The organism is Streptoalloteichus tenebrarius, assembly GCF_024171885.1.
Classification (GTDB): domain Bacteria; phylum Actinomycetota; class Actinomycetes; order Mycobacteriales; family Pseudonocardiaceae; genus Streptoalloteichus; species Streptoalloteichus tenebrarius.
The window spans coordinates 18637-44063 of sequence record NZ_JAMTCP010000025.1; the positions used below are offsets into that span (position 1 = coordinate 18637).

The following is a 25427-nucleotide window of genomic DNA, read 5'->3' on the forward strand; positions in this document are numbered from 1 at the left end:
ACCCGTGATCACCATTGCATGTATGCGCATGTCGCTATATGTTGGTGCCATGGGGCACGGGCACTCGCACGGGATCACGCCGCCACAGGCGGGCAGCGCCTCAGGGCGGTACGTGGGTCGACTGGTGGCGGCACTGGCCATCGGCGCGGCCTTCATGGCGCTGGAGGCCGTCGTCGGCCTGGTCACGGGCTCGCTGGCGCTGGTCTCCGACGCGGCCCACATGGTGACCGACGTCCTGGGCGTGGGGCTCGCCCTGGCCGCGATCCTGGCGGCCAGGAACGCGCGGAAGACGGCTGACCGCACGTTCGGGCTCTACCGGGCCGAGGTGCTGGCCGCCCTCGCCAACGCGGTCCTGCTCTTCGGTGTGGCCGGTTACGTCCTCGTGGAGGCCCTCGGGCGGTGGAGTGACCCGCCCGAGGTGCCCGGCCTCCCCGTCCTGCTCACCGCCGCCGTCGGCCTGCTCGCGAACCTGGTCTCCTTCGCCCTGTTGCGCGGCGGGGCCAAGGAGAGCCTGAACGTGCGCGGCGCGTACCTGGAGGTGCTCGCCGACCTGATCGGCTCGGTCGGCGTGCTGGTCAGCGGCGCGGTGACCCTGATCTTCGGCTGGCGCTACGCCGACCCGGTCATCGGCGTCGCGATCGGGCTGTTCGTCCTCCCCCGGACCTGGCGGCTGGGCCGGCGCGCCGTGCGCATCCTGTTCCAGCACGCCCCGGAGGGCGTCGACGTGCCGAGCCTCCAGTCCGACCTGGCCGGGTTGGAGGGCGTCACCGAGGTGCACGACCTGCACGTGTGGACGCTGACCTCGGGCATGGAGGTGGCCTCGGCGCACCTGTCCACCAGCTCCGGCGCCGAGCACGACCGGGTGCTGGAGGCCGCGCAGCGCCTGCTGGCGGAGCGCTACCGCATCGAGCACGCGACGTTGCAGGTGGAGACGGTGGGGCGCGCGGCCCGCTGCCGCGAGCTGTCGTGGTGAGTCAGGCGGGGAGCGGCCCGAACGGCCACGTGCGTTGCCGACGCGCCCACAGCAGGAAAGCCAGTGTGCCGACGACCAGCCAGCCCAGCGACAACAGCACGGGGCGCAGCCCGGCGGAGTAGTAGACGAACGCCCAGCCGACGAGCGCCACGACACAGGGCAGCGGGTACAGCCACTGCCGGTAGGGGCGGGGCAGGTCGGGGCGGCGGCACCGCAGGACCACCAGGGCGACCACCTGCGCGATCGACTGCACGATCACGAACGCGGCGGTCAGCATGTTGATCACGTCCTGGAGGGTGAACAACGAGCCGACCGCCGTCACCGCGCCCATCGCCACCAGGGCCACGTGTGGGAAGCGCAGTCGCGGGTGCAGCCGGCCGAACCAGGGCAGGAACAGGCCGTCCCTGGCCGCGTGGAACGGGACGCGCGAGCCGCCCAGCAGGCCGGCGAACACCGAGCCGAAGGCGGTGACGACGATGCACACCGTGAACACCCGCGCCGCCGCGCCGCCCCAGCTCCGCTCCAGCACCAGCGAGGCCACGGACGTCGACGAGGCGACCTCCTGCCAGGGCACGACGCCGAGCACGCCCAGGTTGAGCAGCAGGTAGAGCGCCATGATGCCGAGGATGGAGAACAGGACCGCCCTGGGCAGGGTGCGCCCGGGGTCCCTCACCTCGGCGCCCAGGTAGGCCGCGGTGTTGTAGCCGAGGTAGTCGTAGACGGCGATCACGAGACCGGCGCCGAGACCCGTCCAGAACGGGCCGCCGGCCGCGAACGCCCCGTCGGGGAAGGTGAAGGCGAGGTCGGCGTCGAAGTGCGTGTAGGCGGCCACGACGACCGAGAGCACCGAGACGAGCATGACCGCGAACAGCGCCGTGGTGAGCCGGGTGACCTCGCCGATGCGGCGGTAGAGGAGCAGCACCGCGAGCGCGACGACGCCGACCCCGATCACCCTGCCCTGCCAGGGGAGCAGCCCGGGGACGAGGTAGCCGAGGTAGGAGACGAGCCCAATCACGCCGGTCGCCATGATCAGCGGGATGAACAGCATCGCCGTCCAGGCGAACAGGAACGGCATGAGCCGGCCGGTGCGGTGCTGGAAGGCCTCGCGGAGGTAGACGTAGCTGCCGCCGGCTCCTGGCAGCGCCGCGCCCAGCTCGGCCCAGACCAGCCCGTCGGCGACCGCGAGGAGCGCCCCGACGAGCCAGCCCAGCACGGCCTGCGGCCCGCCCATCACGGCGACCATGGTGGGGATGGTGACGAACGGCCCGATGCCGCACATCTGCGTCATGTTGATGGCGGTGGCCTGCCAGGGGCCGATCCGCCGCTCGAACCCCCGGTTCGTGGTCGCCGTTCCGGTCACGGGCACCTCCGGCAGCGGAGCAGGGTTAGTAAAGTTTCTTAACACAGCGCCGGCGGGGTGGGAACCCCGCGCGGGACGAGGCGAGCGCGAGGACGGGACGGGGACGTGGACGCACGGACGCCGGTGGCCGGGAACCCGGCCCGGATGCGGGAGTGGAACCAGCGGCTCGTGCTGGACCTGCTGCGCTCGACGGGCCCCGCGACCCGCCCGAGGATCGCCAGGGACACGGGGTTGTCGAAACCGACCGTGGGCCAGGCCCTGCTGGGGTTGGAGGAGGCCGGTCTGGTGCGGACGGTCGGCCGGCGCGCGGAGGGCCCGGGGCGCGCGGCGGTCCTCTACGAGGCCAACCCGGCGGCCGGGCACGTGCTGGCCGTCGACATCGGGAGGGAACGCCTCCGGGTGGCCGTCGCGGACCTCGCCGGTGACGTGGTGTCCCGGGTGGACGAGCGGAACCGGTGCCGCTCGGCGAGCGCGCTCGTCCGCATGGTGCGGGAGCTGGCGGAGCGGGCCGTCGCGGTGGCGGGCCTGGGCGCGGGCCAGGTGGTCGCGACGGTCGTGGGCAGCCCGGGAGTCGCCGACCGGAGGAACAGGGCGGTGCAGCTCGCGCCCAACCTGCCGGGCTGGGGCCGGAAGGGGCTGCTCGACGAGCTGGCGGCGGTGCTCGGCCCCGGGCTCGTGGTGGAGAACGACGCCAACCTCGCGGCCGTCGGGGAGCGGGAGCGCGGCGCGGCGCGCGGTGTGGACGACTTCGCCTACCTGGCGGTGGGCACCGGGCTGGGCCTCGGGTTGGTGTTGGGCGGCGAGTTGTTCCGGGGCGCGCACGGCGCGGCGGGCGAGGTCGGGTACCTGCCCTTCCCCGACGTGGCCTCGGGTCAGGGGGCGTCGGCTCCCGGGGAGCGTGGCCAGATGGAGGACGCGGTCGCCGCGCGGTCGGTCCTCGTCCTGGCCGAGCGGCACGGCCTGACCGGTGTCCGGAGCCCTCGGGACGTGTTCGCCCTGGCCCGCCAGGGGGATGACCGGGCGGGTCGCGTCGTGCGCGAGGAGGCGGAGCGCCTGGCGTCCGTGGTCGCGTCGGTGGTCGCCGTGGTGGATCCCGAGCTGGTGGTGTTGGGCGGTGGGATCGGGGCGAACGCGGACCTGTTGGTGGAGCCCATGACCGAGTCGTTGCGCCGGATGACGCCGCTGGCGCCGCGCGTCGTGCCGGGTGAGTTGGCCGAGGACGCGGTGCTCGTCGGGGCGGTCGCCACGGGGTTGGCCGCCGCCAGGGACGTGGTGTTCGAGCGGGGACTGCGGACCGCACGGACGAGGCTCACCTGATCGGCGTAGTCATTGCGACGTCATGGCGACCATCCGCTGCGTCCTGTCTCCCTAACGTGGGCATCTTTCACTCGAAAGAGTGAGCAGACAGGGCGAGAGTTTGGGCTTAGCGTTACGGGACCTCCTCCGTGTCCTCCCTGGAGGAGGGTCCTTTCCGTCGGGTGGACACGCCACGGGAACGGGCGCAGGGGACGCGCCCGCCGTCCGGCCCCACCCGTCGATGGGGACCAGTTGCGGGACGGCACCGCGCCAGCTTCACCAGTCCGTCCCGCAGCCTGCCCAACCGGCGCTCACCGCGCGTTGAGAAACAGAACCCGAGCGTCCTCATCACCGGCCGCGGGGTCGTGCTCACCGCACCGTGCGATGCACGTCCGGCCGGGTGGAGGCTCCCGAGACGTACTCGGCGATCCACGGCCCGTCGAGCGAGGGGTCCAGCACGCCGGCCTCCAGCCAGGTGTGCCGCCCGGCGAGCACGCTCCTGGCCAGCGCCCGGTCGGAGGCGTCGGAGTTCGCCCACAGCCGGCGGAACAACTCCGCGACCCGGCGCTCCGCCTGACGGCAGAACGCGTCGGCCAGCTCGTACGCCGACCGGCCGCGCTCGGGCGCGTCCGGGTGCTCCTGGCGCAGCGCCTCGGCCCGCACGCAGCTCGCGCTCATCGCGAACAGCTCAGCCCCGATGTCGACGATCCGCCCCAGGACGCACTGGCGTCGCTCCAACCCGCCCCGCCAACGCGCCATCGCGGCGAACGTGTGCCGGGCCAGACGCCGGCTCGCCCGCTCCACGAACCGCAGGTGCGGCGCCAGCCGCCCGAACTCCGCGTAGCCGCCGGGGAGCTGCCCCCTGCCCGCGAGCAGCGTCGGCAGCCAGCGCGCGTAGAACGCGCCCGCCCTGGCCGCGGCCCGAGCCCGGCGCCCCGCGTCCGCGTCCCGCTCGACGAGGTCCCCCGCCACCGTGAGGTGGACGTCCACCGCCTCCCTGGCCACCAGCAGCCGCATGATCTCCGAGGAGCCCTCGAAGATCCGGTTGATCCGCAGGTCCCGCAGGAGCTGCTCGGCGGGGACGCCCCGCTCGCCCCTGGCCGCCTGCGACGCCGCCGTCTCGTACCCGCGCCCGCCCCTGATCTGCACCAGCTCGTCGGCCACCAGCCAGGCCAGCTCCGACCCGTACAGCTTGGCCAGCGCCGCCTCGATCCGGATGTCGTGCCCTCCGGCGTCGGCCAGCTCGCCGCACAGCTCCAGCACCGCCTCCAGCGCGAACGCCGACGCCGCGACGAACGCGATCTTGCTGGCCACCGCCTCGTGCTCGCCCACGGGTCGGCCCCACTGCACCCGGACCACCGACCACTCCCGCGCGATCCGCAGGCACCACTTGGCCGCGCCGGCGCACATCGCGGGCAGCGACAGCCGCCCGGTGTTCAACGTGGTCAGGGCGATCCGCAGGCCCTGGCCCTCCTCGCCGATCCGGTTCTCCGCGGGGACCAGCACGCCGTGCAGCCGGGTCACGCCGTTCTCGATGCCCCGCAGCCCCATGAACGCGTTGCGGTTCTCTACGGTGATACCGGGAGAGTCCGCCTCCACGACGAACGCCGTGATGCCGCCGGGGTGGCCGGGGGACGCCGGCACCCTGGCCATGACGACGAGCAGGTCCGCCACGACGCCGTTGGTGGTCCACAGCTTCACGCCGTCGAGCACGTAGCCCGAGCCGTCCTCGGTGGGCACGGCGGTGGCGCCCAACCGGGCGGGGTCGCTGCCCACGTCCGGCTCGGTGAGCAGGAACGCGCTGATCTCCCCGCGCGCGCAGCGGGGGAGGAAGCGCCGCTTCTGCTCCGGCGTCCCGAACAACGCCACCGGCCGGGGGACGCCGATCGACTGGTGCGCGGACAACAACGCGCCGATCGCCGGATGCGCGGACCCCGCGAGCATCAACGCGCGGTTGTAGTAGACCTGGGACAACCCGAGCCCGCCGTACTCGCGGTCGATCCGCATCCCCATCGCGCCCAGCTCCGCGAGCCCCCGCACGACCTCGTCCGGCACCCGCGCCGTGCGCTCGATCTCCTGCCCGTCGACCCGGGTCAGGCAGAACTCCCGCAGGCGGTCGAGGAACTCCTCGCCCCGTCGTCGCGTCTCCTCGTCGCCCCGGGGCTGGGGGTGGACCAGGTCGAGACGGAGTCGACCGAGGAACAGCTCCCTGCCGAAGCTCGGCGCGCGCCAGCGCTTCTCCCTGGCCGCCTCGGCGACCCGTCGGGCCTCGCGCTCGTCCACCCCGCGCGCGCCGGGGCGCGCGCCTCGGGTCGTCGGATCCACAGCGGTCATGGCGGGCACCCCCTGCCGCGTCGGATTACCCGACGGTACGACCGCTCGGTCGGTCCCGCGACCCGCCGAGGCCGCGCGACTACGCGCGCCTACTCGACGCGCTCACCCCACGACGCCGACCAGTGCGTCGGAGGAAGCGCACTCTGGCTCAGTTGGCTCAGTTGGCCGGCAGGGGCTGGCCACCACGCTCGGCGAGGAGGGCCTCCAGCGTCTCGGTCTCCTTGGTCTGCGTGCCCAGCATGCTGCTCGCGAGGTTGCGCACGACGGACTGCGACGCCCGGTCCACCGCGTACCGCAGCATCGGCACGCCGCCCTTGTGGTGCCGCAACATCAGTTGCAGGAAGTAGACGTCCATCTCCCGGCCCGACAGCGAGCGCAGCCGGGCCAACTCCTGCTGAGTGGCCATGCCCGGCATGGTCGGCGTGGCGGTGGCGGTGGCGGACGGGGCCGACGGGCCGCCGTGCCCGGAGTGCCCGCCGTCGGCGTCGGCCATCCAGGCCATGTGGCCGCCGTAGGGCACCTCCGGCTGGTTCCACAGCGCCAGCCAGCCCTTCATCCGGCCGACCTGCTCCTGCTGGCTGCTCTCGATGTCGAACGCGATCTGCCGGATGACCGGGTCGCCGGTGTGGTCGCGGGCCCAGCCGGCCATCTGCACCGCCTGGAGGTGGTGCACGCTCATGTCCTGCGCGAAGCCGACGTCGACCGAGCCGGGGCCCGGCGCGGCCTGGTCCTTGGCGTTGGGCAGGCCGACCAGCATGCCGGCGGCGGCGCCGAGCAGGAGCACGGCCAGCACGGCCGCGCTGATCACCACCACCCGCGCGACGACTCCCGCCGGCCGCGCGACGGGCTCGCCCCCGGCCCGCGCGGTCTCGGGAAGACCGTCGGAGCCGAGGGCGGCGTTGTCAGCGCTGTCAGCGCTGTCAGCGCTGGTGGGGCTGGTGGTGCTGTCAGCGCTGTTGTGGGACACGGTCATCCGGTCTGGCCCATGCCACCCGGCTGCTGGGCGGCGTCCGTGCCACCGGTCATCGGCACGGCGTCGGGGCCGGGCGGGGCGGGGTCGAACGCGGGCGGGTTGTCCGGGTCGAACTGGCCGGGGCCGAGTGCGTCGCAGGACGCGCCGATCTCCGGGTAGGTGAACTGGTTGCGGCGCAGCGACCGGACGAAGTGGTCGACGCGCTCGTCGTTGGCGTCGTCGAGCTTGAGCTGGTGCCCCCACGCCTGGAGCGAGATCGGCTTGTCCAGCCCTGGGTAGGGCGACATCACCATGAACTGCTGGCCCTCGACCTTCTTGCGCAGTGTGTCGAGCGCCTCACCCTTGACCAGGTCCGGGTTGTAGGCGATCCACACCGCGCCGTGCTCCAGCGAGTGCACCAGGTTCTCGGTGCGCACCGCCTTGTCGTAGACGACGCCGTTGCAGGCCGCCCAGAACCCGTCGTGCGGGCCGCCGAAGGGCGGGGTCTTGTCGTAGGCCACCCGCTGGACGGGGGAGACGTGCCGCTGGGCCTGGTAGTCGTGCGTCTCGACGCCCGGGATCTGCTTCGAGGGGTCCTTGTTGGCGTCCGACGGCGTCCACTGCGCAAGCTTGGCCTCGCGCTCCTGGTTCGCGGAGTGCTTCGAGTAGACGTAGCCGAAGACGCCGCCGGCGAAGACCAGGACGACCACCACGGCGGCGACCGCGCCCCACGGCTTGGGCTTGCTCGTCCCCATCGACGATCTCGCGGCGCTCACCGCTCTGTTGCTGTTCCGGCCCTTCGGCATGCCCGCCCGCCCTCTTCTCCCCGCGTCAATTGCCGCCGCAAGTGTAGGGACCCGACATCAGGAAACCGTCAAGCCGCGAAACGTCGGGTCACGCTCCGTCGCAGGTCACACCGGCCGTGTGGAGCAGCTCCGGCACCAGGACGGCCCACGACACCACTGTCGCCCCTCTGATAACAGGCCCTCACAGGAGGGCCTCCCATGTCCCGTTCCCGTTCACCGCGATCGCGCGGCCGGGACCGCGGAGGGCGTGGCGCGGTGTCGCGCCGTGCCAGGGAGCGGGACGGCACGCCGGCCGCGCACAGCCCGAGCGAGGGCGCGGCCCCTCATCACCGCGGTTCCCCGCTGTCCACCCCGTCCCAGTTTTCGGGAGAGTGTCAGCCCCGTCGGGACCAGCGGGAACACCCCCCTAGACTGCGTCAGGTGACTCCTGCCGCGCTCGCTGACCTGGTTCGCTCCACCGCCGTCGACGTGCTGACCTCCCGAGGCCTGGACACCGCCGTCCTGCCGGAGACCGTCACGGTGGAGCGTCCGCGCAACCCGGAGCACGGTGACTACGCGACCAACCTCGCCCTCCAGATCGGCAGGCGGCTGGGCGTGAACCCGCGCGAGCTGGCCGGGTGGCTGGCCGAGGCGCTGGCCACGCGGCAGGGCGTCGCCGCCGCCGAGGTGGCCGGGCCGGGCTTCCTCAACCTGCGGCTGGCCGCCGACGCGCAGGGCCAGATCGTGCGCGAGGTGCGCGCCGCCGGCGAGAACTACGGCCGGGGCGCCCGGTACGCCGGCCTGAAGGTCAACCTGGAGTTCGTCTCCGCCAACCCCACCGGCCCGATCCACCTGGGCGGCACCCGGTGGGCCGCCGTCGGCGACGCGCTCGGCCGCGTGCTGGCCGCGCAGGGCGCCGAGGTGACCCGCGAGTACTACTTCAACGACGCCGGCGCGCAGATCGACCGCTTCGTGCGCTCGCTGGTCGCCGCCGCCAAGGGCGAGCCGACCCCGGAGGACGGCTACGGCGGCGCGTACATCGGCGACATCGCCGCCGAGGTGCTCCGGCACGAGCCGGGCGCGCTGGACCTGCCGGAGGCCGAGCGGGACGAGACCTTCCGCCGGGTCGGCGTCGGCCTGATGTTCGAGCAGATCAAGAAGAGCCTGCACGACTTCGGCACCGACTTCGACGTCTACTTCCACGAGGACTCGCTGCACAAGTCCGGCGCCGTGGAGCGGTCGGTGGAGGAGCTGAAGAAGCACGGCCACCTCTATGAGGCCGACGGCGCGTGGTGGCTGCGCTCCAGCGAGTTCGGCGACGACAAGGACCGCGTCGTCATCAAGAGCGACGGAGCCCCCGCCTACATCGCCGGCGACATCGCCTACCTGCGGGACAAGCGGGAGCGCGGTTTCGACCTGTGCATCTACATGCTCGGCGCGGACCACCACGGGTACGTCGCCCGGCTCAAGGCCGTCGCGGCGGCGTTCGACGACGACCCCAACGTCGTCGAGGTGCTCATCGGCCAGATGGTGAACCTGGTCAAGGACGGCAAGCCGGTGCGGATGAGCAAGCGCGCCGGCACCGTCGTCACGCTGGAGGACCTGGTCGAGGCGGTCGGCGTCGACGCGGCGCGGTACTCGCTGATCCGGTCCTCTGTGGACTCCTCAGTGGACATCGACCTGGACCTGCTGGTCAAGCGCAGCAACGAGAACCCGGTCTTCTACGTGCAGTACGCGCACGCCCGGATCTCCAGCGTGCTGCGCGCCGCCAAGGACCTGGGCATCCCGGTCGACGTCGACCTCGACGACGTGGACTTCGGCCTGTTGGCGCACGAGCGCGAGGGCGACCTCATCCGCACCCTGGGCGAGTACCCCAAGATCGTGGCCTCCGCGGCCGAGCTGCGGGAGCCGCACCGGGTGGCTCGGTACCTGGAGACGCTGGCCACCGCCTACCACAAGTTCTACGACACGTGCCGCGTGTTGCCGCAGGGCGACGAGCCGGCCACTCCGTTGACCGCCGCCCGACTCCAGTTGTGCGCCGCGACCCGGCAGGTGTTGGCCAACGGCCTCGGCCTGCTCGGCGTGAGCGCCCCAGAGCGGATGTGAGCTAGCCGATGCGAGCACACCCTGCCGGACCCCGCCACGCGGACGTGCTGGCCCCCGCGAACACCGCGGGCCCTCGTCCGTCCACTTCGGACGAACTGAACCGGCTGCACGAGCGCGTGTGGCCCAGGAACGCGCGGCGCGACGACGACGGGGTGACCCGGATCGCCGGCGTGGACGTGCGCGACCTCGCCGAGCGCTACGGCACGCCGCTGTTCGTCGTCGACGAGGCGGACTTCCGCTCCCGGTGCGCCGAGCACGCCGAGGCGTTCGGCGACCCGGCGCTGGTGCACTACGCGTCCAAGGCGTTCCTCTCCACCGCGATCGCCCGGTGGGTCGCGGAGGAGGGCCTGTCGCTGGACGTGTGCAGCGGCGGCGAGCTGGCGGTGGCGCTGCGCGCCGAGTTCCCACCCGAGCGGATCACCTTCCACGGCAACAACAAGTCCGTCGAGGAACTGGCCGCCGCCGTGGACGCCGGTGTCGGCACGATCGTCCTCGACTCGTTCTTCGAGATCGCCCGCCTCGACCAGGTCGCGCGTGAGCGCGACGTCCGCCAGGCGGTGCTGATCCGGGTGACCGTGGGCGTCGAGGCGCACACCCACGAGTTCATCGCCACCGCGCACGAGGACCAGAAGTTCGGCTTCTCGTTGGCCTCCGGCGACGCCGCCGAGGCGGTGCGCAGGGTGCTGCGCGCGCCCGGCCTGAACCTGGTCGGCCTGCACAGCCACATCGGCTCGCAGATCTTCGACGCCGACGGCTTCGAGGTGGCGGCCCGCCGCGTGGTCTCGCTGCTGGCCGACATCAGGGACGAGCACGGGGCCGACGCCGTCGAGCAGTTGTCCACTGTGGACCTCGGTGGCGGCCTGGGCATCGCCTACACGCCCGACGACGACCCGCCGCCGCCCGCCGCGCTGGCCGAGCAGCTCAGGACGATCGTGCGCAGGGAGTGCGAGCGCGTCGGGCTGCCCGTGCCGAGGGTGGCGGTCGAGCCGGGCCGCGCCATCGTCGGCCCCGGCACGGTGACCCTCTACGAGGTCGGCACCGTCAAGGAGGTCACGGTGGGCGGCGGCGCCCGCCGCCGGTACGTCTCGGTCGACGGCGGCATGAGCGACAACGTCCGCACGGCCCTCTACGACGCCGTCTACGACTGCCGCCTGGTGTCCAGGGCGGTCGCCGACGGGGTGGAGCCCTCGCTCAGCCGCGTGGTGGGCAAGCACTGCGAGTCCGGCGACGTCGTCGTCCGCGACACCTGGCTGCCGGCCGACATCGCCCCCGGCGACCTGCTCGCGGTCGCCGCCACCGGGGCCTACTGCTACTCGATGTCGAGCCGGTACAACCTGCTGCCCCGCCCGGCGGTGGTGGCCGTCGCGGACGGGAAGTCCCGGCTGCTGGTGCGCCGCGAGACCGTCGAGGACCTGCTGCGCCTGGAGGTGCTGGAACCGTGAGTGAGCGGAAACCGGACGCGGCGCCCGTGCGCGTCGCGTTGCTCGGCTGCGGCACCGTCGGCACCGAGGTGGTCCGACTGCTGCACGAGCAGGCCGACGACCTGACGGCCAGGGTCGGCGCACCGGTCGAGGTGGCCGGCGTCGCCGTGCGGCGGCCCAACAAGCACAGGGACGTGCCCGCCGAGCTGCTGACGACCGACGCCGCGGGGCTGGTCGACTCCGACGTCGACGTCGTGGTCGAGGTGATCGGCGGCATCGAGCCGGCCAGGACCCTCCTGCTCGCGGCGCTGCGCTCCGGCAAGTCCGTGGTCACGGCGAACAAGGCGCTGCTGGCCGAGCACGGGGCCGAGCTGTTCGAGGCGGCCGACGCCTCAGGGGCCGACCTGTACTTCGAGGCCGCGGTCGCCGGGGCGATCCCGTTGCTGCGCCCGCTGCGCGAGTCGCTGGCCGGCGACCGGATCACCCGGGTGATGGGGATCGTCAACGGCACCACCAACTTCATCCTCTCCGCGATGGACGGCACCGGAGCCAGCTACGCCGAGACGCTGGAGGAGGCCACCCAGCTCGGCTACGCCGAGGCCGACCCCACCGCCGACGTCGACGGGTTCGACGCCGCGGCCAAGGCCGCGATCCTGGCCTCGCTGGCGTTCCACACCCGCGTCACCGCCGCCGACGTCCACCGCGAGGGCATCGCCTCGGTCACCGCCTCCGACGTGGCCGCCGCCCGTGAGCTGGGCCGCGCCGTGAAGCTGCTGGCCATCTGCGAGCGGGTGGTGGGCGAGGACGGCTCCGAGTCCGTCTCGGTGCGCGTCCACCCGGCGATGATCCCGCGCAGCCACCCGCTCGCCGGCGTCAACGGCGCCTTCAACGCGGTGTTCGTCGAGGCGGAGGCCGCCGGTCAGCTCATGTTCTACGGCCAGGGCGCCGGCGGAGCCCCGACCGCGAGCGCGGTGCTCGGCGACCTCGTCGCCGTGGCCCGCAACCGGGTGGTCGGCGGCAGGGGTCCCCGCGAGTCGGCCTACGCCGACCTGCCGGTGCGGCCGATGGGGCAGACGCCCACCCGCTACCACGTGAGCCTGGACGTCGCCGACCGCTCCGGTGTGCTGTCGCAGGTCGCGGCCGTGTTCGCCGAGCACGACGTCAGCATCGCCGTGGTGCGCCAGCAGGGCAGGGGCGAGGACGCGAGCCTGGTCGTGGTGACCCACTCCGCCCAGGACGCCGCGCTGCGGTCCACTGTGGACAAGATCGCCGGGCTGCCCGTCGTCCGCGAGGTGGTCAGCGTGATGCGGGTCGAGGGAGAGGAACCGTGAGCCCCCACCGGACGACAGCCGACCCGGCCGGCGCCCGCGCGGCGAGGGCGACCGCGACGAGGACCGGCACGGGGACGGGCTGGCCGGGCGTGGTCCTGGCCTACCGGGACCGCGTCGCCGTGCCGGGGGACGTCGTGGTCACCCTGCACGAGGGCAACACGCCGCTCGTGCCGGCCCGCCACCTCTCCGACCTGACCGGCTGCCAGGTGTACCTGAAGGTGGAGGGCGCCAACCCCACCGGTTCCTTCAAGGACCGGGGCATGACCGCGGCCATCACCGCCGCCGTCGCCGAGGGCAGCAGGGCGGTCATCTGCGCCTCCACCGGCAACACCTCGGCCTCGGCCGCCGCCTACGCGGCCAGGGCCGGGCTGACCAGCGCGGTGCTCGTCCCGCGCGGCAAGATCGCGCTGGGCAAGCTCGCCCAGGCGGTCGCGCACGGCGCGCGCATCCTCCAGGTGGACGGCAACTTCGACGACTGCCTCGAACTGGCCCGCAAGACCGCGGCCGAGCACCCGGTCACCCTGGTGAACTCGGTCAACCCGGTGCGCATCGAGGGCCAGAAGACCGCGGCCTTCGAGATCTGCGACGTGCTCGGCCGCGCCCCGGACGTGCACTGCCTGCCGGTCGGCAACGCCGGCAACATCACCGCCTACTGGCGCGGGTACCGGGAGTACGCCGCCGACGGCGTCGTCGACGGCGCCCCGCGCATGTTCGGCTTCCAGGCCGAGGGAGCCGCCCCGCTGGTGCACGGCCAGCCGGTGGCGGACCCCGAGACGATCGCCACCGCGATCCGCATCGGCAGCCCGGCCTCGTGGGCGGGGGCGGTGACCGCGCGGGACGAGTCCGACGGGCTGTTCCACGCCGTGTCCGACGAGGACATCCTGGCCGCGTACCGCCTGCTCGCCGGCAGGGAGGGCGTCTTCGTCGAGCCCGCGTCGGCCGCCAGCGTCGCCGGCCTGCTGGCCACCGCGGCCGACGGCCGGCTCCCGGCCGGCTCGCTCGTGGTCTGCACCGTGACCGGCCACGGCCTGAAGGACCCGGACACCGCGTTGCTGGGGATGCCCGAGGTGGAGCCGTTGCCGGTCGACCCCGGCGCGGTGGCCGGCGCGTTGGAGCTGGTGTGAGCGCGGCGGCCGTCCCGGTCGGCAGGGCCGTCCGGGTGACCGTGCCCGCGTCCACGGCGAACCTCGGCTCCGGCTTCGACGCCCTCGGCATGGCCCTGGGGCTGCACGACGTGGTCCAGGTCGAGACGACCAGGAAGGACGTCGCCGTCGAGGTCGTCGGGCAGGGCGCCGGCCGGGTGCCGCGCGACGCGCGCCACCTCGTCGTCCGGGCGGTCCACGCGGCGTGGGAGGCGCTGGGCGTCCGGCCGACCGGCCTGGCCCTGCGCTGCGAGAACGCGATCCCGCACTCCCGGGGCCTCGGCTCGTCCGCCGCGGCGGCCGTCGCCGGCGTGGCCGCCGGGTTCGCGCTCGCCGGCGCGGACCTGGCCGACCCCGTGCACGCCGAGCGGGCGTTGCAGGTGGCGGCCGAGCTGGAGGGGCACGCCGACAACGCGGCGGCCAGCCTCCTCGGCGGGGTCGTGGTGGCCTGGGCCGAGGGCGCGGAGTACCGGCCCGCGTACCGCGCGGTGCGGCTGGAGTCACACCCCGAGTTGGCTCCGGTGGTGTTGGTGCCCGAGGAGGAGTCCTCGACGGCCACCACGCGGGGTCTTCTGCCCGACCAGGTGCCGCACGGCGACGCGGCGTTCGCCGCCGGCAGGGCCGCGTTGGCCGTGCACGCGCTGACCAGCCGGCCCGACCTGCTGCTCCCGGCGACGGCGGACCGACTGCACCAGGACTACCGGGAGCCGGCGTGGCCGGCGACGGCCCGGCTGGTGCGCGCGCTGCGCGCGGCCGGGGTGCCGGCGGCGGTCTCGGGCGCCGGCCCGACGGTGCTCGCGTTCCCGACAGGGGGAGCGCTGCCGCCGACCGTCGACACCACCGGCTTCACGCCGCGCGCGCTGCCGGTCGACCTCCGGGGCGTGCGGGTCGAGGACCTCGGCTGAGGTTCACCCTGGCGGTGGCCTCCGCCACGGTGAACCCGCGGTGAACCTCGGGGTGGCTCGGGGCCGCTGGCGCCTCCACGACCGGGTTCTCCGCCGGGCGGGTGATCACCCGCCCGGCGGTTTTCCGGCTGTTCCGCTCAAGTGGGCGATCTCTCCGGCGCCGGTTCTGTCAGTCCCCCGTGCGACTGTGAAAGTGGGGGGTCCCCCAAAAACCATGCTCTGGTCATGAACAGGATGGTGGGGTTCGGACAGGTGGTGCCCCACAGAGCATCGTGGCTCGTGGCTCGTGGCTCGTGGCTCGTGGCTCGTGGCTCGTGGCTCGTGGCTCGTGGCTCGTGGCTCGTGGGGTCGGTGGGGGAGGAGCGTCCCGGGCCGGGGAGGGGACCTGGGGATCACCGGGACGAGGGGTGCTGACCGGGCGAAGCCCGCGAAATGATCACAGGACGCTGACGTTCGGGCGAAGATTCGGTGTGCGTCGGCCGGGGGAGGGGCGATGTCCCCCGCACCGAACGCGCCGGTCCTGTCCTGAACCTTGCTTCTTCTCCCTTGCTGTGTCGCCGGCGCGGCGCGTCGTACGGCGGGTCGACGCGCGGCGCGGAGGCACGCGACGCGCGGGGCTCCACGCGCTCCGGCGCGAGCGACACGTACCGCCGAACGGGTTGGGTGCGTCGTTGCCTCCGCGCACTCGTCGAGGGCTCGTGCCCGAACTGTCCGGAGGAGATGGGACGAACGGGACGGAAGGTACGCGTGTGGCGCCTCGGCGGGCCGCGGGGGTGGCGGCGGCGACACGCCCGACGTCGGGGGAATGCCGAGGTGGCGGAGGTTGTTGAGCCGTTCGGCGCGTCGGGTACCCGGTTGTTGCACGGGTGCGGCGCGACGTCTACCCTCGGGGGCGATCAGTCACCGCGCGCACGGGCGCCGGTGCCGTCTCCGGGCGATCGTCCCGGGTCGCATCCCCTGTTGCGAGTCGATCCCGCGCCACTGCGCGGGGTTGTCGTCGGCGGACACCCACCGACGTGGTGACCGACGAGAAGTCCCGTGCCGGCGGTCCTGCCCTCGTAGCGCACTCTTCGCCCTACGCGCCAGGTCCGCCCCCACCGGACGACTTTTGCCGCCCCGCGTCCCGCCGGGCGGCAGGTCCGCTGGTTCGCGTAGGAGGCGCGGACCGGTCAGGAAGGACATTCGTGAGCGACACCAATCTGTTGAGCAGCGAGGCGCCGAGCGCCACAGCCCGCGCCGAGCGCGGGACCGACCAGCAGGGCTCGTCGAGCCCGGCCAAGAACGGCACCGCGGCGCGTCGCCGCGGTCTGTCCGGCATGGTTCTCGCCGAGCTGCGCGAGCTGGCCAAGGAGTTGGGCATCACCAACACCACGGGCATGCGCAAGGGCGACCTGATCGCTGCCATCAAGGAGCGGCAGGGCGGTGGGTCGCCGAGCCGTGGCGGGCGTGCCAGCGCCACCGGTGACGCCGCGCAACTGCCGCTGACCGGCGTGGAGGGCGCCGGTGAGAAGGCCCAGCCGGCCGCCGAGCGGCCGGCCGAGGAGGAGCCGGCCCGTCGTGGCCGCCGCCGCCGCGCGGCCACCCGCCCCGCCGGCAGCCCGGAGGCCGGCGAGCAGCCGGCCGAGCAGCCGGCCGCCCCCGAGCGGGTCGAGCAGCCGGCCGAGACCGTCGAGAAGGCGGAGAAGGTCGAGACCGAGCGCCAGGAGCGGCGCGAGCGGACCGAGCGCGGTGAGCGCCGGGAGCGCGGCGACCGGTCCGAGCGCGGTGAGCGGTCGGACCGCGCGGAGCGGGGCGACCGCTCCGAGCGCGGCGAGCAGGCCAGGGGCGGCGCCCGGGACGGCGGTCGCGACAGCGCCCGTGACAGTGCCAGGGACAATGCCAGGGACAGCGCCAGGGACGAGGAGGACGACGAGGCCGGCGGCCGTCGGCGCGGCCGGCGGTTCCGCGACCGCCGCCGCAACCGGGGCCGGGGCGAGGGCGGCGGCAACGAGCCGGAGGTCCGCGAGGACGACGTCCTGCTGCCGGTGGCCGGTGTCCTCGACGTGCTGGAGAACTACGCGTTCGTCCGCACCTCGGGCTACCTGGCCGGCCCGAACGACGTCTACGTCTCGCTGTCCCTGGTCCGCAAGTACGGGCTGCGCCGGGGTGACGCGATCACCGGCGCCGTGCGCCAGCCGCGCGAGGGCGAGCAGCAGCGACAGAAGTTCAACCCGCTGGTGCGCGTGGACTCGATCAACGGCCTCGACCCGGACCAGGCCCGCAACCGGCCGGAGTTCCACAAGCTGACCCCGCTCTACCCGAACGAGCGGCTGCGCCTGGAGACCGAGCCGCACGTCCTCACCACCCGGGTGATCGACCTGGTCATGCCGATCGGCAAGGGCCAGCGCGCGTTGATCGTCTCGCCGCCCAAGGCCGGCAAGACCTCGGTGTTGCAGGCGATCGCCAACGCGATCACCAAGAACAACCCCGAGTGCTGGCTGATGGTCGTGCTGGTCGACGAGCGGCCCGAGGAGGTCACCGACATGCAGCGGTCGGTGAAGGGCGAGGTCATCGCCTCGACCTTCGACCGCCCGCCGTCGGACCACACCACGGTCGCCGAGCTGTCGATCGAGCGGGCCAAGCGGCTGGTCGAGATGGGCCACGACGTCGTCGTGCTGCTCGACTCGATCACCCGTCTGGGCAGGGCCTACAACCTGGCGGCCCCGGCCTCCGGCCGGATCCTGTCCGGTGGTGTCGACTCGACCGCCCTGTACCCGCCGAAGCGGTTCCTGGGCGCGGCGCGCAACATCGAGGGTGGCGGCTCGCTGACCATCTTCGCGACCGCGCTCGTCGAGACCGGCTCCACCATGGACACGGTGATCTTCGAGGAGTTCAAGGGCACCGGCAACGCCGAGCTCAAGCTGGACCGCAAGATCGCCGACCGGCGGGTCTTCCCCGCGGTGGACGTCAACCCGTCCGGCACCCGCAAGGAGGAGCTGCTGCTCTCGCCGGACGAGCTGGCCGTCACGCACAAGCTGCGCAGGGTGCTCCAGGCCCTGGACAGCCAGCAGGCCATCGACCTGCTGCTCGACCGGCTGCGCAAGACGCGCACCAACATCGAGTTCCTCATGCAGGTGGCCAAGACGGCGCCGGGCGCCGACAACGACTGACCCGGCGACGGGCTGTCGTCGGCGCCTGCCGACCGCGACCGGGGGTGGTTCCCAGCACGGGAACCACCCCCGGTTCGCGTGGGGCGGCACGGGACGGCACCGGTCGGCGCCGCACGGCGGGGACGGACGCGGCCGGCGCCCGCGGCTCCGCGCCGGGTCCTCGTCGACGGCGGCCCCCGCGCCAGGACCTGGGGTGCTCACAGCCGGTACGGGCGGACGCAGGGGGCCCGTCGGAGCCGGCGGACGAGCACGGCGAGCACCGCGGTCGAGGGCAGCCCGACGGCGGCGGCGACCAGGGCCGGCAGGAGGACGCCGTCCAGGCTCACCCCGACCACGCCGAGCCCGGCGAGGTAGGACCAGCGCAACCAGTTCCGCTGCCACCCGGCCCGCCACGCCGCGTCCCCGCCGGTGGCGAACCCGATCGCCACCGCCGCCCCGAACAACGGGCCGTAGACCTCGATCGGACGACCGACCACCAGCAGCGGGACGGCGGTCAGCCCGAGGACCGCCGCGACGAACAACAGGGGCAGCGCCAACCACGTCCGCACGGGAAGCTGCCGGCCGAGAGCGCACAGCACGGCGTCAGGATGGGTCCTCGCCGGCCGGCCGAAACCCCCGTCGCGGTGATCGGTCGGGGGTCCGCGGCGAGTGGGTCGCCCGGTGCGCCGAACGGTCGGCGGTCGCGGTGGCGGGATTCAGCGCGTGGCGTCGGGACCGATCGGCTCGGGCGGTCGCCACGGCGACCGGCGGCGGAGCGCGACGACGGCCACGCCGAGCCCCAGCGCCAGCGCCCCGCTGACCACGACGACCCCGGTCCCCTCGACGGGGACCGGCCAGAGCGTCGCGACGGCGGACCCGCCCACGATCAACGCCACCGGCAGGCCCCAGCGCGCGAGCATCCGGTGCAGCCGCCGGGGCAGGGCGGGGGCGCGCAACGCGACCAGCGCCAGGAACCCGCTGACCCACAGCAGGGACCCCAGGGTGGCCGGCCGCCACCCGGCCGCCGCCGTGCACAGCGCCCTCAGGAACAGGGGCACGTCGACCAGGAACAACGCGCTCAGGGCCCACGGCAGCGGCGGGATCAGGGGCGCGCCGGGGGCGCCGATCCGGTCGGACATGGTCGGGAGGGTAGCCGGGGGAACATCGGGCGCACCGGGCGCGTTGTAGCTCTGGCCAGGGCGTCTGGCACACTGGACAGCCGAGTCCGGCACCGGTTCACCCCTACGTGTGGTAGTAGCACGGGGACCCGGCGGCCACGAGGAGAGGACAGGACACGGTGAAGACGGGTATCCACCCTGACTACGTGGTCACCGAGGTGACCTGCGGCTGCGGCAACACCTTCACGACCCGCAGCGCCAAGAAGAGCGGTTCCATCCACGTCGAGGTCTGCTCCAACTGCCACCCGTTCTACACGGGCAAGCAGAAGATCCTGGACACCGGCGGCCGGGTGGCCCGCTTCGAGGCCCGCTACGGCAAGCGGAAGAAGTAGCTTCGGCAACGGCGCCCGCCCTGGGGATCTCCCGGGCGGGCGCCGTCGTCGTGTCAGGAAGCACGTGATGTCACCCGGCCGGGCGCCCAGGGCGGCGCCGGACGCGGGTGTCCCGCGAACCCGGGGCGCGGCCGGTGCGGCCGGCGTGGTGACGACACCCGGTACGGCCGCGACCCGCGGCCGGAGGGGTCCCGAAGAGGAGGAGCGTGGCGGTGGCGATGGACGCGGCGGCCCTGCGTGAGCTGCTCGCCGAGCACACCGAGCTGGAGCGGCGGCTCGCGGACCCGTCCGTGCACGCCGAGGCGGGCACGGCCCGCCGGCTCGGCCGTCGCTACGCCGAGCTGACCCCGGTCGTGCGCGCCGCCAGGGAGCTGGAGCAGGCCCGCGCCGACCTGGAGGCCGCGCGCGAGCTGGCCGAGGAGGACCCCGCCTTCGCCGGCGAGGCCGCCCAGCTCGCCGACCAGATCCCCCGGTTGGAGGAGCGGCTGGCCGAGCTGCTGCTGCCGAGGGACCCGCACGACGGCTCCGACGTCATCGTGGAGATCAAGTCCGGCGAGGGCGGCGAGGAGTCCGCGCTGTTCGCCGGCGACCTGCTCCGGATGTACCTGCGCTACGCCGAGCGGCGGGGCTGGCGCACCGAGATCCTCGACGCCACCGACTCCGAGCTGGGCGGCTACAAGGACGTCACCGTCGCGGTGAAGAGCCGGCCCGGCGACGCGGGCCCGGAGGGCGTCTGGGCGCGGCTGAAGTTCGAGGGCGGGGTGCACCGCGTGCAGCGGGTGCCGGTCACCGAGTCGCAGGGCCGCATCCACACCTCGGCCGCCGGCGTGCTGGTCTACCCCGAGCCGGAGGACGTCGAGGTCGACATCGACGAGAAGGACCTGCGGATCGACGTGTTCCGCTCCTCGGGCCACGGCGGCCAGAGCGTGAACACCACCGACTCCGCGGTGCGCATCACCCACCTGCCGACCGGCATCGTCGTGAGCTGCCAGAACGAGCGCAGCCAGCTCCAGAACAAGGCCAGGGCCATGGAGGTCCTGCGGGCCAGGCTGCTCGCCGCCGCCGAGGAGGAGGCGCAGCGCAGGGCCTCGGAGGACCGGCGCAGCCAGGTGCGCACGGTCGACCGGTCCGAGCGCGTGCGCACCTACAACTTCCCGGAGAACCGGATCTCCGACCACCGGGTGAACTACAAGGCGTACAACCTCGACCAGGTGCTCGACGGCGACCTCGACGGGGTGTTGGACGCCCTCGTGGCGGCCGACCGCGCGGAGCGGCTGGCGGCCACGGCCGGGGCCGGGGCCTAGGTTGGGGCCCATGAGCCGACAGCCGTTGCGGGTGGCCGTGCTGGAGGCCGAGCGCGCCCTGGCCGCCGCCGGGGTGGCCAGCCCCAGGGTGGACGCCGAGCTGCTGGCCGCGCACGTGCTGGGCGTCGAGCGGACCCGGCTGCCCCTGGTGCCGCTGGTCGACACCGAGGTCGTGGAGGCCCTGCGCCGGCTCGTGGAGCAGCGCGCCCGCCGGGTCCCGCTCCAGCACCTGCTGGGCACCGCCGTCCTCGGCCGGGTCACCCTGGCCGTGGGCCCCGGCGTGTTCACGCCCCGCCCCGAGACCGAGCTGCTCCTCGAATGGGGGCTGCGGGCGCTGGACGGCGTGACCGCGCCGGTCGTGGTCGACCTGTGCACCGGGTCGGGGGCGCTCGCGCTGGCGTTCGCCCACGAGCGGCCGGACGCCGTCGTGCACGCCGTCGAACGGGACCCGGCCGCGCTGGCCTGGGCCCGCCGCAACGCGGACGACCAGGCCGCCCGCGGCGACACCCCGATCCGCCTGCACGCCGGCGACGTCGCCGACCCCGAGCTGCTCGCCGACCTCGACGGCGGCGTCGACCTCGTCGTCTGCAACCCGCCCTACGTGCCGGAGGGCACTCCGGTCCCGCCCGAGGTGGCCGAGCACGACCCGCACCACGCGGTGTTCGCACCGGACGAGGGGCTGGAGGTGATCCGGCACGTCGTGGACCGCGCGGTCCGGCTGCTGCGTAGGGGCGGGGCCGTCGCGATCGAGCACGACGACACGCACGGCGAGTCGGCGCCGGCCCTGCTCGCCGCCCGGCGCGCGCTCACCGACGTCGTGGACCACCCCGACCTCGCCGGACGGCCGCGCTTCGTCACCGCGCGCCGGAGCTGACCCCGCCGCGCCGGCGGTGAGGGGGTCGTGCTCCCCCGCTCGCCCCGGCGTGCCAGGATCGGGACCGTGAGCACCGTCTACGACTGTCGTCAGCCGGAGACCCGTCAGGCCGGGCTGGCCGCCGCGGCCGGCGCGGTGCGGGCCGGTCAGCTCGTCGTGTTGCCGACCGACACCGTCTACGGCATCGGCTGCGACGCCTTCGACTCCGCCGCCGTCGACTCCCTCCTCGCCGCCAAGGGCCGGGGCAGGGACATGCCCGTCCCGGTGCTCGTCGGCTCCTGGACCACCATCGACGGCCTCGTGATGTCCGTGCCGGCGCAGGCCAGGCGGCTCATCGAGGCGTTCTGGCCTGGCGGGCTGTCGCTGGTGCTCCAGCACGCGCCCTCGCTCGCCTGGGACCTCGGGGACACGCGGGGCACGGTGATGCTGCGGATGCCGCTGCACCCGGTCGCGCTGGAGCTGCTGCGCGAGGTCGGCCCGATGGCGGTCTCCAGCGCCAACCGCTCGGGCCAGCCGCCGGCCTCCACGGCCGACGAGGCCCGCGCCCAGCTCGGCGAGTCGGTGCCGGTCTACCTGGACGGCGGCCCGTCGGGCGACCCGGTCGCCTCGACCATCGTCGACCTCACCGGCTCCCAGGCCCGCATCCTCCGCGAGGGCGCGATCAGCCGCGCCGACGTGGCCGAGGCGCTGGAGATCGACGTCGACCAGCTCGCCTGAACGCGAGGGACGCTCACGGAGTTGCCGCGACCGGCCCCCGTGATCACACTCGGCCTCGCCGAGGGGGGTGATCACGGGGGCCGTGCGCGACCAGGACCTGCCGTTCGATCCGCTCGCCGAGTTCGCCGGCGCGTGGAACACCCGCCTCGCCGAGCGCTACCTCCCCGTGGAGGGCCTGGAGGAAGCCAGGCACGAGTGCGTGAACGGGAGGCTGGTGTTGAGTCCCCATGAGTCCGCGGCCAACGTGCACGCCGCGTTCATTCTGGGCATGCTGCTGTACTCACCTGCACGGGAAAGCGGACACGTGGTGTACGGCGGGCCACTCAACCTGCTCTTCTCTCCTGACAGTTGGATCGAGCCGGACGTCAGCGTGCTCAGGGAATCAGCGGCAGGTGTCGTGGGGGTGCCGGCGGAGAAGTTCGTGATGCCGGTGGAATGCGTTTCGTCGGCGGGTCGGTATTGCGACTGGATTGACCGGTCGTGAATCTGAGCGGATGCCGGCGTTCCGTATTTCATGCGGGTCGAGGTCAAGCGTGCGGAGGAGAAGGTCACCGTGACCCAGCTCCGGCTGGAGGATGGTCGTCACGTTCCGCTGGCGTCGGCCAGCAACGGCGAGGTGTTCGAGACCGAGCCGCCGTTCCCGATCCGGTTCGACCCGGCGGACCTGCTGGAGCCCTGACCCGGCGGCGGAGCCGTTGGCCGGGCGGGCGCGCGCCGGCTGCTCGTGCCGGCCCCGGTCCCGGCCGGTAGCGTGTTGATCACCGCCAGCCGAGAGGAAGCCGACCAGTGGTGAGCACGCCGTTCTGGGGGCCGGACTTCGCCGCCCTCCAGGCCACCGATCCCGAGATCGCCGAGGTGGTGTTGGGCGAGCTGGACCGGCAACGCGGCGGGTTGCAGCTCATCGCGAGCGAGAACCTGACCAGTCCGGCCGTGCTGGCCGCCCTCGGCTCGACGTTGTCCAACAAGTACGCCGAGGGCTACCCGGGCCACCGCTACTACGGCGGGTGCGCGCAGGTCGACCGCGCGGAGGAGCTGGCGGTGGAGCGCGCCAGGGAGCTGTTCGGCGCGGAGCACGCCAACGTGCAGCCGCACTCCGGCGCGTCGGCGAACCTCGCGGCCTACGCCGCCTTCCTCCAGCCGGGCGACCGGGTGCTGGCCATGGACCTGCGGCAGGGCGGGCACCTGACCCACGGGTCCAGGGTGAACTTCTCCGGCAAGTGGTTCCAGTCCGTCTCCTACACCGTGCGCGCGGACACCGAGCTGATCGACTACGACCAGGTGCGCGACCTGGCGCTGGCCTACGAGCCCAGGATGATCATCGCGGGGGCGACCGCCTACCCCCGGCTCATCGACTTCGCCGCGTTCCGGGAGATCGCCGACGAGGTCGGGGCGGTCCTCATGGTCGACGCCGCGCACTTCGTCGGCCTGGTCGCCGGCGGCGCCGTCCCCTCGCCCGTGCCGCACGCCGACGTCGTCACGTTCACGACGCACAAGGTCCTGCGCGGCCCCAGGGGCGGCATGATCCTCTGCCGCGCCGAGCACGCCAGGGCGATCGACAAGGCGGTGTTCCCGTTCACCCAGGGCGGGCCGTTGATGCACGCGGTCGCGGCCAAGGCCGTGGCGCTGCGGGAGGCGGCGCGACCGGAGTACGCCGCCTACGCCCGCCAGGTCGTGGCGAACGCGCGCGCCCTGGCCGCCGGGCTGGCCGAGCGGGGGCTGCGCCCGGTCTCCGGGGGCACCGACACGCACCTGGCGCTGCTCGACCTGCGCGAGCTGGACGTGACCGGCGCGCAGGCCGAGACCCGGTGTGAACTCGCTCGCATCACCCTGAACAAGAACCTCGTCCCGTACGACCCGCGGACCCCGGCGACCGCGTCGGGCATCCGGGTGGGCTCGCCGTGCGTGACGACCCAGGGCATGACCGAGCCGGACATGGCGGTGGTCGCCGACCTGGTCGCGCGGGCGGTGCGGGCCGACCAGACGACCCAGGAGGGGGAGCGGGAGCTGGCCGCGGTGGCCGCCGAGGTGGCCGAACTCGTGGCCGAGCACCCGGCATACCCCCGGCAGTCGTAGGGCTTAGGCTGATCCCGTGGGCCCGTTGCCTACCAATGTCCCCGGTCTGCCGATTCGGGAGTACGCCCTCGTCTGCCTCGTCACCGCGGCGGTGACGTTCCTGCTCACCGGACTGGTGCGGCTACTCGCCATCCGCGTGGGCGCCGTCGCCTACCCGAGGAAGCGGGACGTCCACGTCAAGCCCATGCCCCGCATGGGCGGCGTGGCCATGTTCGGCGGCATCGTGGCCGGCCTGTGGCTGGCCCACCAGCTCCCGGTGCTGCGCAGGGCCTTCGACTACACCTTCGACATCCAGGCCGTGCTGATCGCCGGCGCGGTGATCGTGCTGGTCGGCGCGCTGGACGACCGGTTCGAGCTGGACTCGCTGACCAAGCTGGCCGGGCAGACCACCTCGGCGGGCGTGCTGGTGCTCCTCGGCGTGCAGTGGTTCGCCTTCTGGCTGCCGTGGGGCGGCAACGACACCAGCCTGGGCTCGGTGCTGCTGCTGTCCGGCAACCAGGGTGGGCTGCTCACCGTGCTGCTCGTGCTGACCATGGTCAACGCGATGAACTTTGTCGACGGCCTCGACGGGCTCGCCGCCGGCATCGGCATGATCGCCGCCGCCGCGACCTGCGCGTTCTCCCTCGGGCTGCTCACGGAGCGCAACGGCGACGTGGGCACCTACCCCCCCGCGCTGCTCGCGGCCACGCTGGCCGGCGCCTGCCTGGGCTTCCTGCCGCACAACTTCCAGCCCGCCAAGATCTTCATGGGCGACTCCGGCTCGATGCTGATCGGGCTCATGCTGGCCGCGGCCTCCACGACCGCCTCGGGGCGGCTGGACTACGTCAACGCCGGCGTCGGGGCCAAGGACGCCATCGCCCTGCTGTCGCCGCTGCTGGTGGTCGCCGCGGTGCTGTTCGTGCCGCTGCTCGACCTGCTGATGGCCGTCGTGCGGCGCACGAGGGCGGGGCGCAGCCCGTTCGCCCCCGACAAGATGCACCTGCACCACCGGCTGCTGGAGATCGGGCACTCGCAGCGTCGCGCCGTCCTGCTCATCTACCTGTGGGCCGCGGTGCTCGCCTTCGGCGCGGTCGCCCTGACCCTGTTCGACGCCTTCGTCGTCGGCTGGGGGGTCGGCCTGGGTCTGCTGGTCGCCCTCCTGGCCTCCGCCGTCCCCCGGTTGCGCGAGGCGCGACGCGGGTGAGCGGCCCGACCTGTACCCGAATCGGGCACTGCC

The 25427-nt window shown here is 73.7% G+C and carries 22 protein-coding genes; 16 read left to right on the forward strand and 6 right to left on the reverse strand.

Annotation, left to right across the window (positions count from 1 at the left end; all coding sequences use genetic code 11):
* Positions 1–49 precede the first annotated feature (49 nt).
* On the forward strand, positions 50–973 hold the full coding sequence (locus LX15_RS19935) for a cation diffusion facilitator family transporter (RefSeq protein WP_253671200.1): 924 nt from the start codon (positions 50–52) through the stop codon (positions 971–973).
* Between the two features lies 1 nt (position 974).
* Here the strand turns inward: LX15_RS19935 and LX15_RS19940 are convergent, their stop codons facing one another.
* On the reverse strand, positions 975–2333 hold the full coding sequence (locus tag LX15_RS19940) for an APC family permease (RefSeq protein ID WP_308213492.1): 1359 nt from the start codon (positions 2331–2333) through the stop codon (positions 975–977).
* A 144-nt stretch (positions 2334–2477) separates the two neighbouring features.
* On the opposite strand from LX15_RS19940, the gene LX15_RS19945 reads away from it, so the two are divergent.
* The gene (locus tag LX15_RS19945) at positions 2478–3650 is read left to right on the forward strand and encodes an ROK family transcriptional regulator (RefSeq protein WP_253671202.1); all 1173 of its coding nucleotides are present in this window, start codon (positions 2478–2480) and stop codon (positions 3648–3650) included.
* A 348-nt stretch (positions 3651–3998) separates the two neighbouring features.
* On the opposite strand, the gene LX15_RS19950 is transcribed toward LX15_RS19945, so the two are convergent.
* The 3 genes from LX15_RS19950 to LX15_RS19960 form a co-directional block, all read right to left on the reverse strand.
* Positions 3999–5963 (reverse strand): acyl-CoA dehydrogenase family protein, encoded by a 1965-nt coding sequence (locus LX15_RS19950; RefSeq protein WP_253671134.1) that lies wholly within the window; start codon positions 5961–5963, stop codon positions 3999–4001.
* A 157-nt stretch (positions 5964–6120) separates the two neighbouring features.
* Complete coding sequence (locus tag LX15_RS19955) at positions 6121–6936, reverse strand: DUF305 domain-containing protein (protein WP_253671135.1); 816 nt, start codon at positions 6934–6936, stop codon at positions 6121–6123.
* Positions 6933–7721 carry a thioredoxin-like domain-containing protein gene (locus LX15_RS19960; RefSeq protein ID WP_253671136.1) on the reverse strand — a complete coding sequence of 263 codons (789 nt, stop codon included), beginning with the start codon at positions 7719–7721 and terminating at the stop codon, positions 6933–6935. The genes LX15_RS19955 and LX15_RS19960 overlap by 4 nt, the downstream gene beginning before the upstream one ends.
* Positions 7722–8141: 420 nt before the next feature.
* On the opposite strand from LX15_RS19960, the gene argS reads away from it, so the two are divergent.
* The 6 genes from argS (at position 8142) to rho (ending at position 17754) form a co-directional block, all read left to right on the forward strand.
* A complete protein-coding gene (gene argS / locus LX15_RS19965; protein WP_253671137.1) occupies positions 8142–9806 on the forward strand; it encodes an arginine--tRNA ligase in 1665 nt (554 codons plus the stop codon).
* 8 nt (positions 9807–9814) lie between these two features.
* A complete protein-coding gene (gene lysA / locus LX15_RS19970) occupies positions 9815–11248 on the forward strand; it encodes a diaminopimelate decarboxylase (protein WP_253671138.1) in 1434 nt (477 codons plus the stop codon).
* Positions 11245–12558, forward strand: coding sequence for a homoserine dehydrogenase (locus LX15_RS19975; protein WP_253671139.1), 1314 nt, complete (start codon positions 11245–11247; stop codon positions 12556–12558). The genes lysA and LX15_RS19975 overlap by 4 nt, the downstream gene beginning before the upstream one ends.
* 89 nt (positions 12559–12647) lie before the next feature.
* A complete protein-coding gene (thrC, locus tag LX15_RS19980; protein ID WP_253671203.1) occupies positions 12648–13682 on the forward strand; it encodes a threonine synthase in 1035 nt (344 codons plus the stop codon).
* Positions 13679–14605 (forward strand): homoserine kinase, encoded by a 927-nt coding sequence (thrB, locus tag LX15_RS19985; protein ID WP_253671140.1) that lies wholly within the window; start codon positions 13679–13681, stop codon positions 14603–14605. The genes thrC and thrB overlap by 4 nt, the downstream gene beginning before the upstream one ends.
* Positions 14606–15789: 1184 nt before the next feature.
* A complete protein-coding gene (gene rho / locus LX15_RS19990) occupies positions 15790–17754 on the forward strand; it encodes a transcription termination factor Rho (protein WP_253671141.1) in 1965 nt (654 codons plus the stop codon).
* Between the two features lie 197 nt (positions 17755–17951).
* Here the strand turns inward: rho and LX15_RS19995 are convergent, their stop codons facing one another.
* Together LX15_RS19995 and LX15_RS20000 are read right to left on the reverse strand one after the other, a co-directional pair.
* Complete coding sequence (locus tag LX15_RS19995) at positions 17952–18332, reverse strand: hypothetical protein (protein ID WP_253671142.1); 381 nt, start codon at positions 18330–18332, stop codon at positions 17952–17954.
* 117 nt (positions 18333–18449) lie between these two features.
* Positions 18450–18872: a hypothetical protein gene (locus tag LX15_RS20000; protein ID WP_191892502.1), complete on the reverse strand. Its 423-nt coding sequence runs from the start codon at positions 18870–18872 to the stop codon at positions 18450–18452.
* A gap of 158 nt (positions 18873–19030) precedes the next feature.
* On the opposite strand from LX15_RS20000, the gene rpmE reads away from it, so the two are divergent.
* From rpmE to LX15_RS20040, 8 genes are all read left to right on the forward strand, one after another.
* A complete protein-coding gene (gene rpmE, locus LX15_RS20005) occupies positions 19031–19243 on the forward strand; it encodes a 50S ribosomal protein L31 (protein WP_253671143.1) in 213 nt (70 codons plus the stop codon).
* A gap of 218 nt (positions 19244–19461) precedes the next feature.
* On the forward strand, positions 19462–20547 hold the full coding sequence (prfA, locus tag LX15_RS20010) for a peptide chain release factor 1 (protein ID WP_253671204.1): 1086 nt from the start codon (positions 19462–19464) through the stop codon (positions 20545–20547).
* Between the two features lie 10 nt (positions 20548–20557).
* On the forward strand, positions 20558–21421 hold the full coding sequence (prmC, locus tag LX15_RS20015) for a peptide chain release factor N(5)-glutamine methyltransferase (RefSeq protein WP_253671144.1): 864 nt from the start codon (positions 20558–20560) through the stop codon (positions 21419–21421).
* Positions 21422–21487: 66 nt separating this feature from the next.
* On the forward strand, positions 21488–22138 hold the full coding sequence (locus LX15_RS20020) for an L-threonylcarbamoyladenylate synthase (protein WP_253671145.1): 651 nt from the start codon (positions 21488–21490) through the stop codon (positions 22136–22138).
* A gap of 82 nt (positions 22139–22220) precedes the next feature.
* Positions 22221–22622 carry a Uma2 family endonuclease gene (locus LX15_RS20025; RefSeq protein WP_253671146.1) on the forward strand — a complete coding sequence of 134 codons (402 nt, stop codon included), beginning with the start codon at positions 22221–22223 and terminating at the stop codon, positions 22620–22622.
* Positions 22623–22652: 30 nt separating this feature from the next.
* A complete protein-coding gene (locus tag LX15_RS20030) occupies positions 22653–22817 on the forward strand; it encodes a hypothetical protein (protein ID WP_253671147.1) in 165 nt (54 codons plus the stop codon).
* A 110-nt stretch (positions 22818–22927) separates the two neighbouring features.
* Positions 22928–24211 (forward strand): serine hydroxymethyltransferase, encoded by a 1284-nt coding sequence (gene glyA, locus LX15_RS20035; RefSeq protein WP_253671148.1) that lies wholly within the window; start codon positions 22928–22930, stop codon positions 24209–24211.
* A gap of 16 nt (positions 24212–24227) precedes the next feature.
* Complete coding sequence (locus LX15_RS20040) at positions 24228–25394, forward strand: glycosyltransferase family 4 protein (protein ID WP_253671149.1); 1167 nt, start codon at positions 24228–24230, stop codon at positions 25392–25394.
* Positions 25395–25427 lie beyond the last annotated feature (33 nt).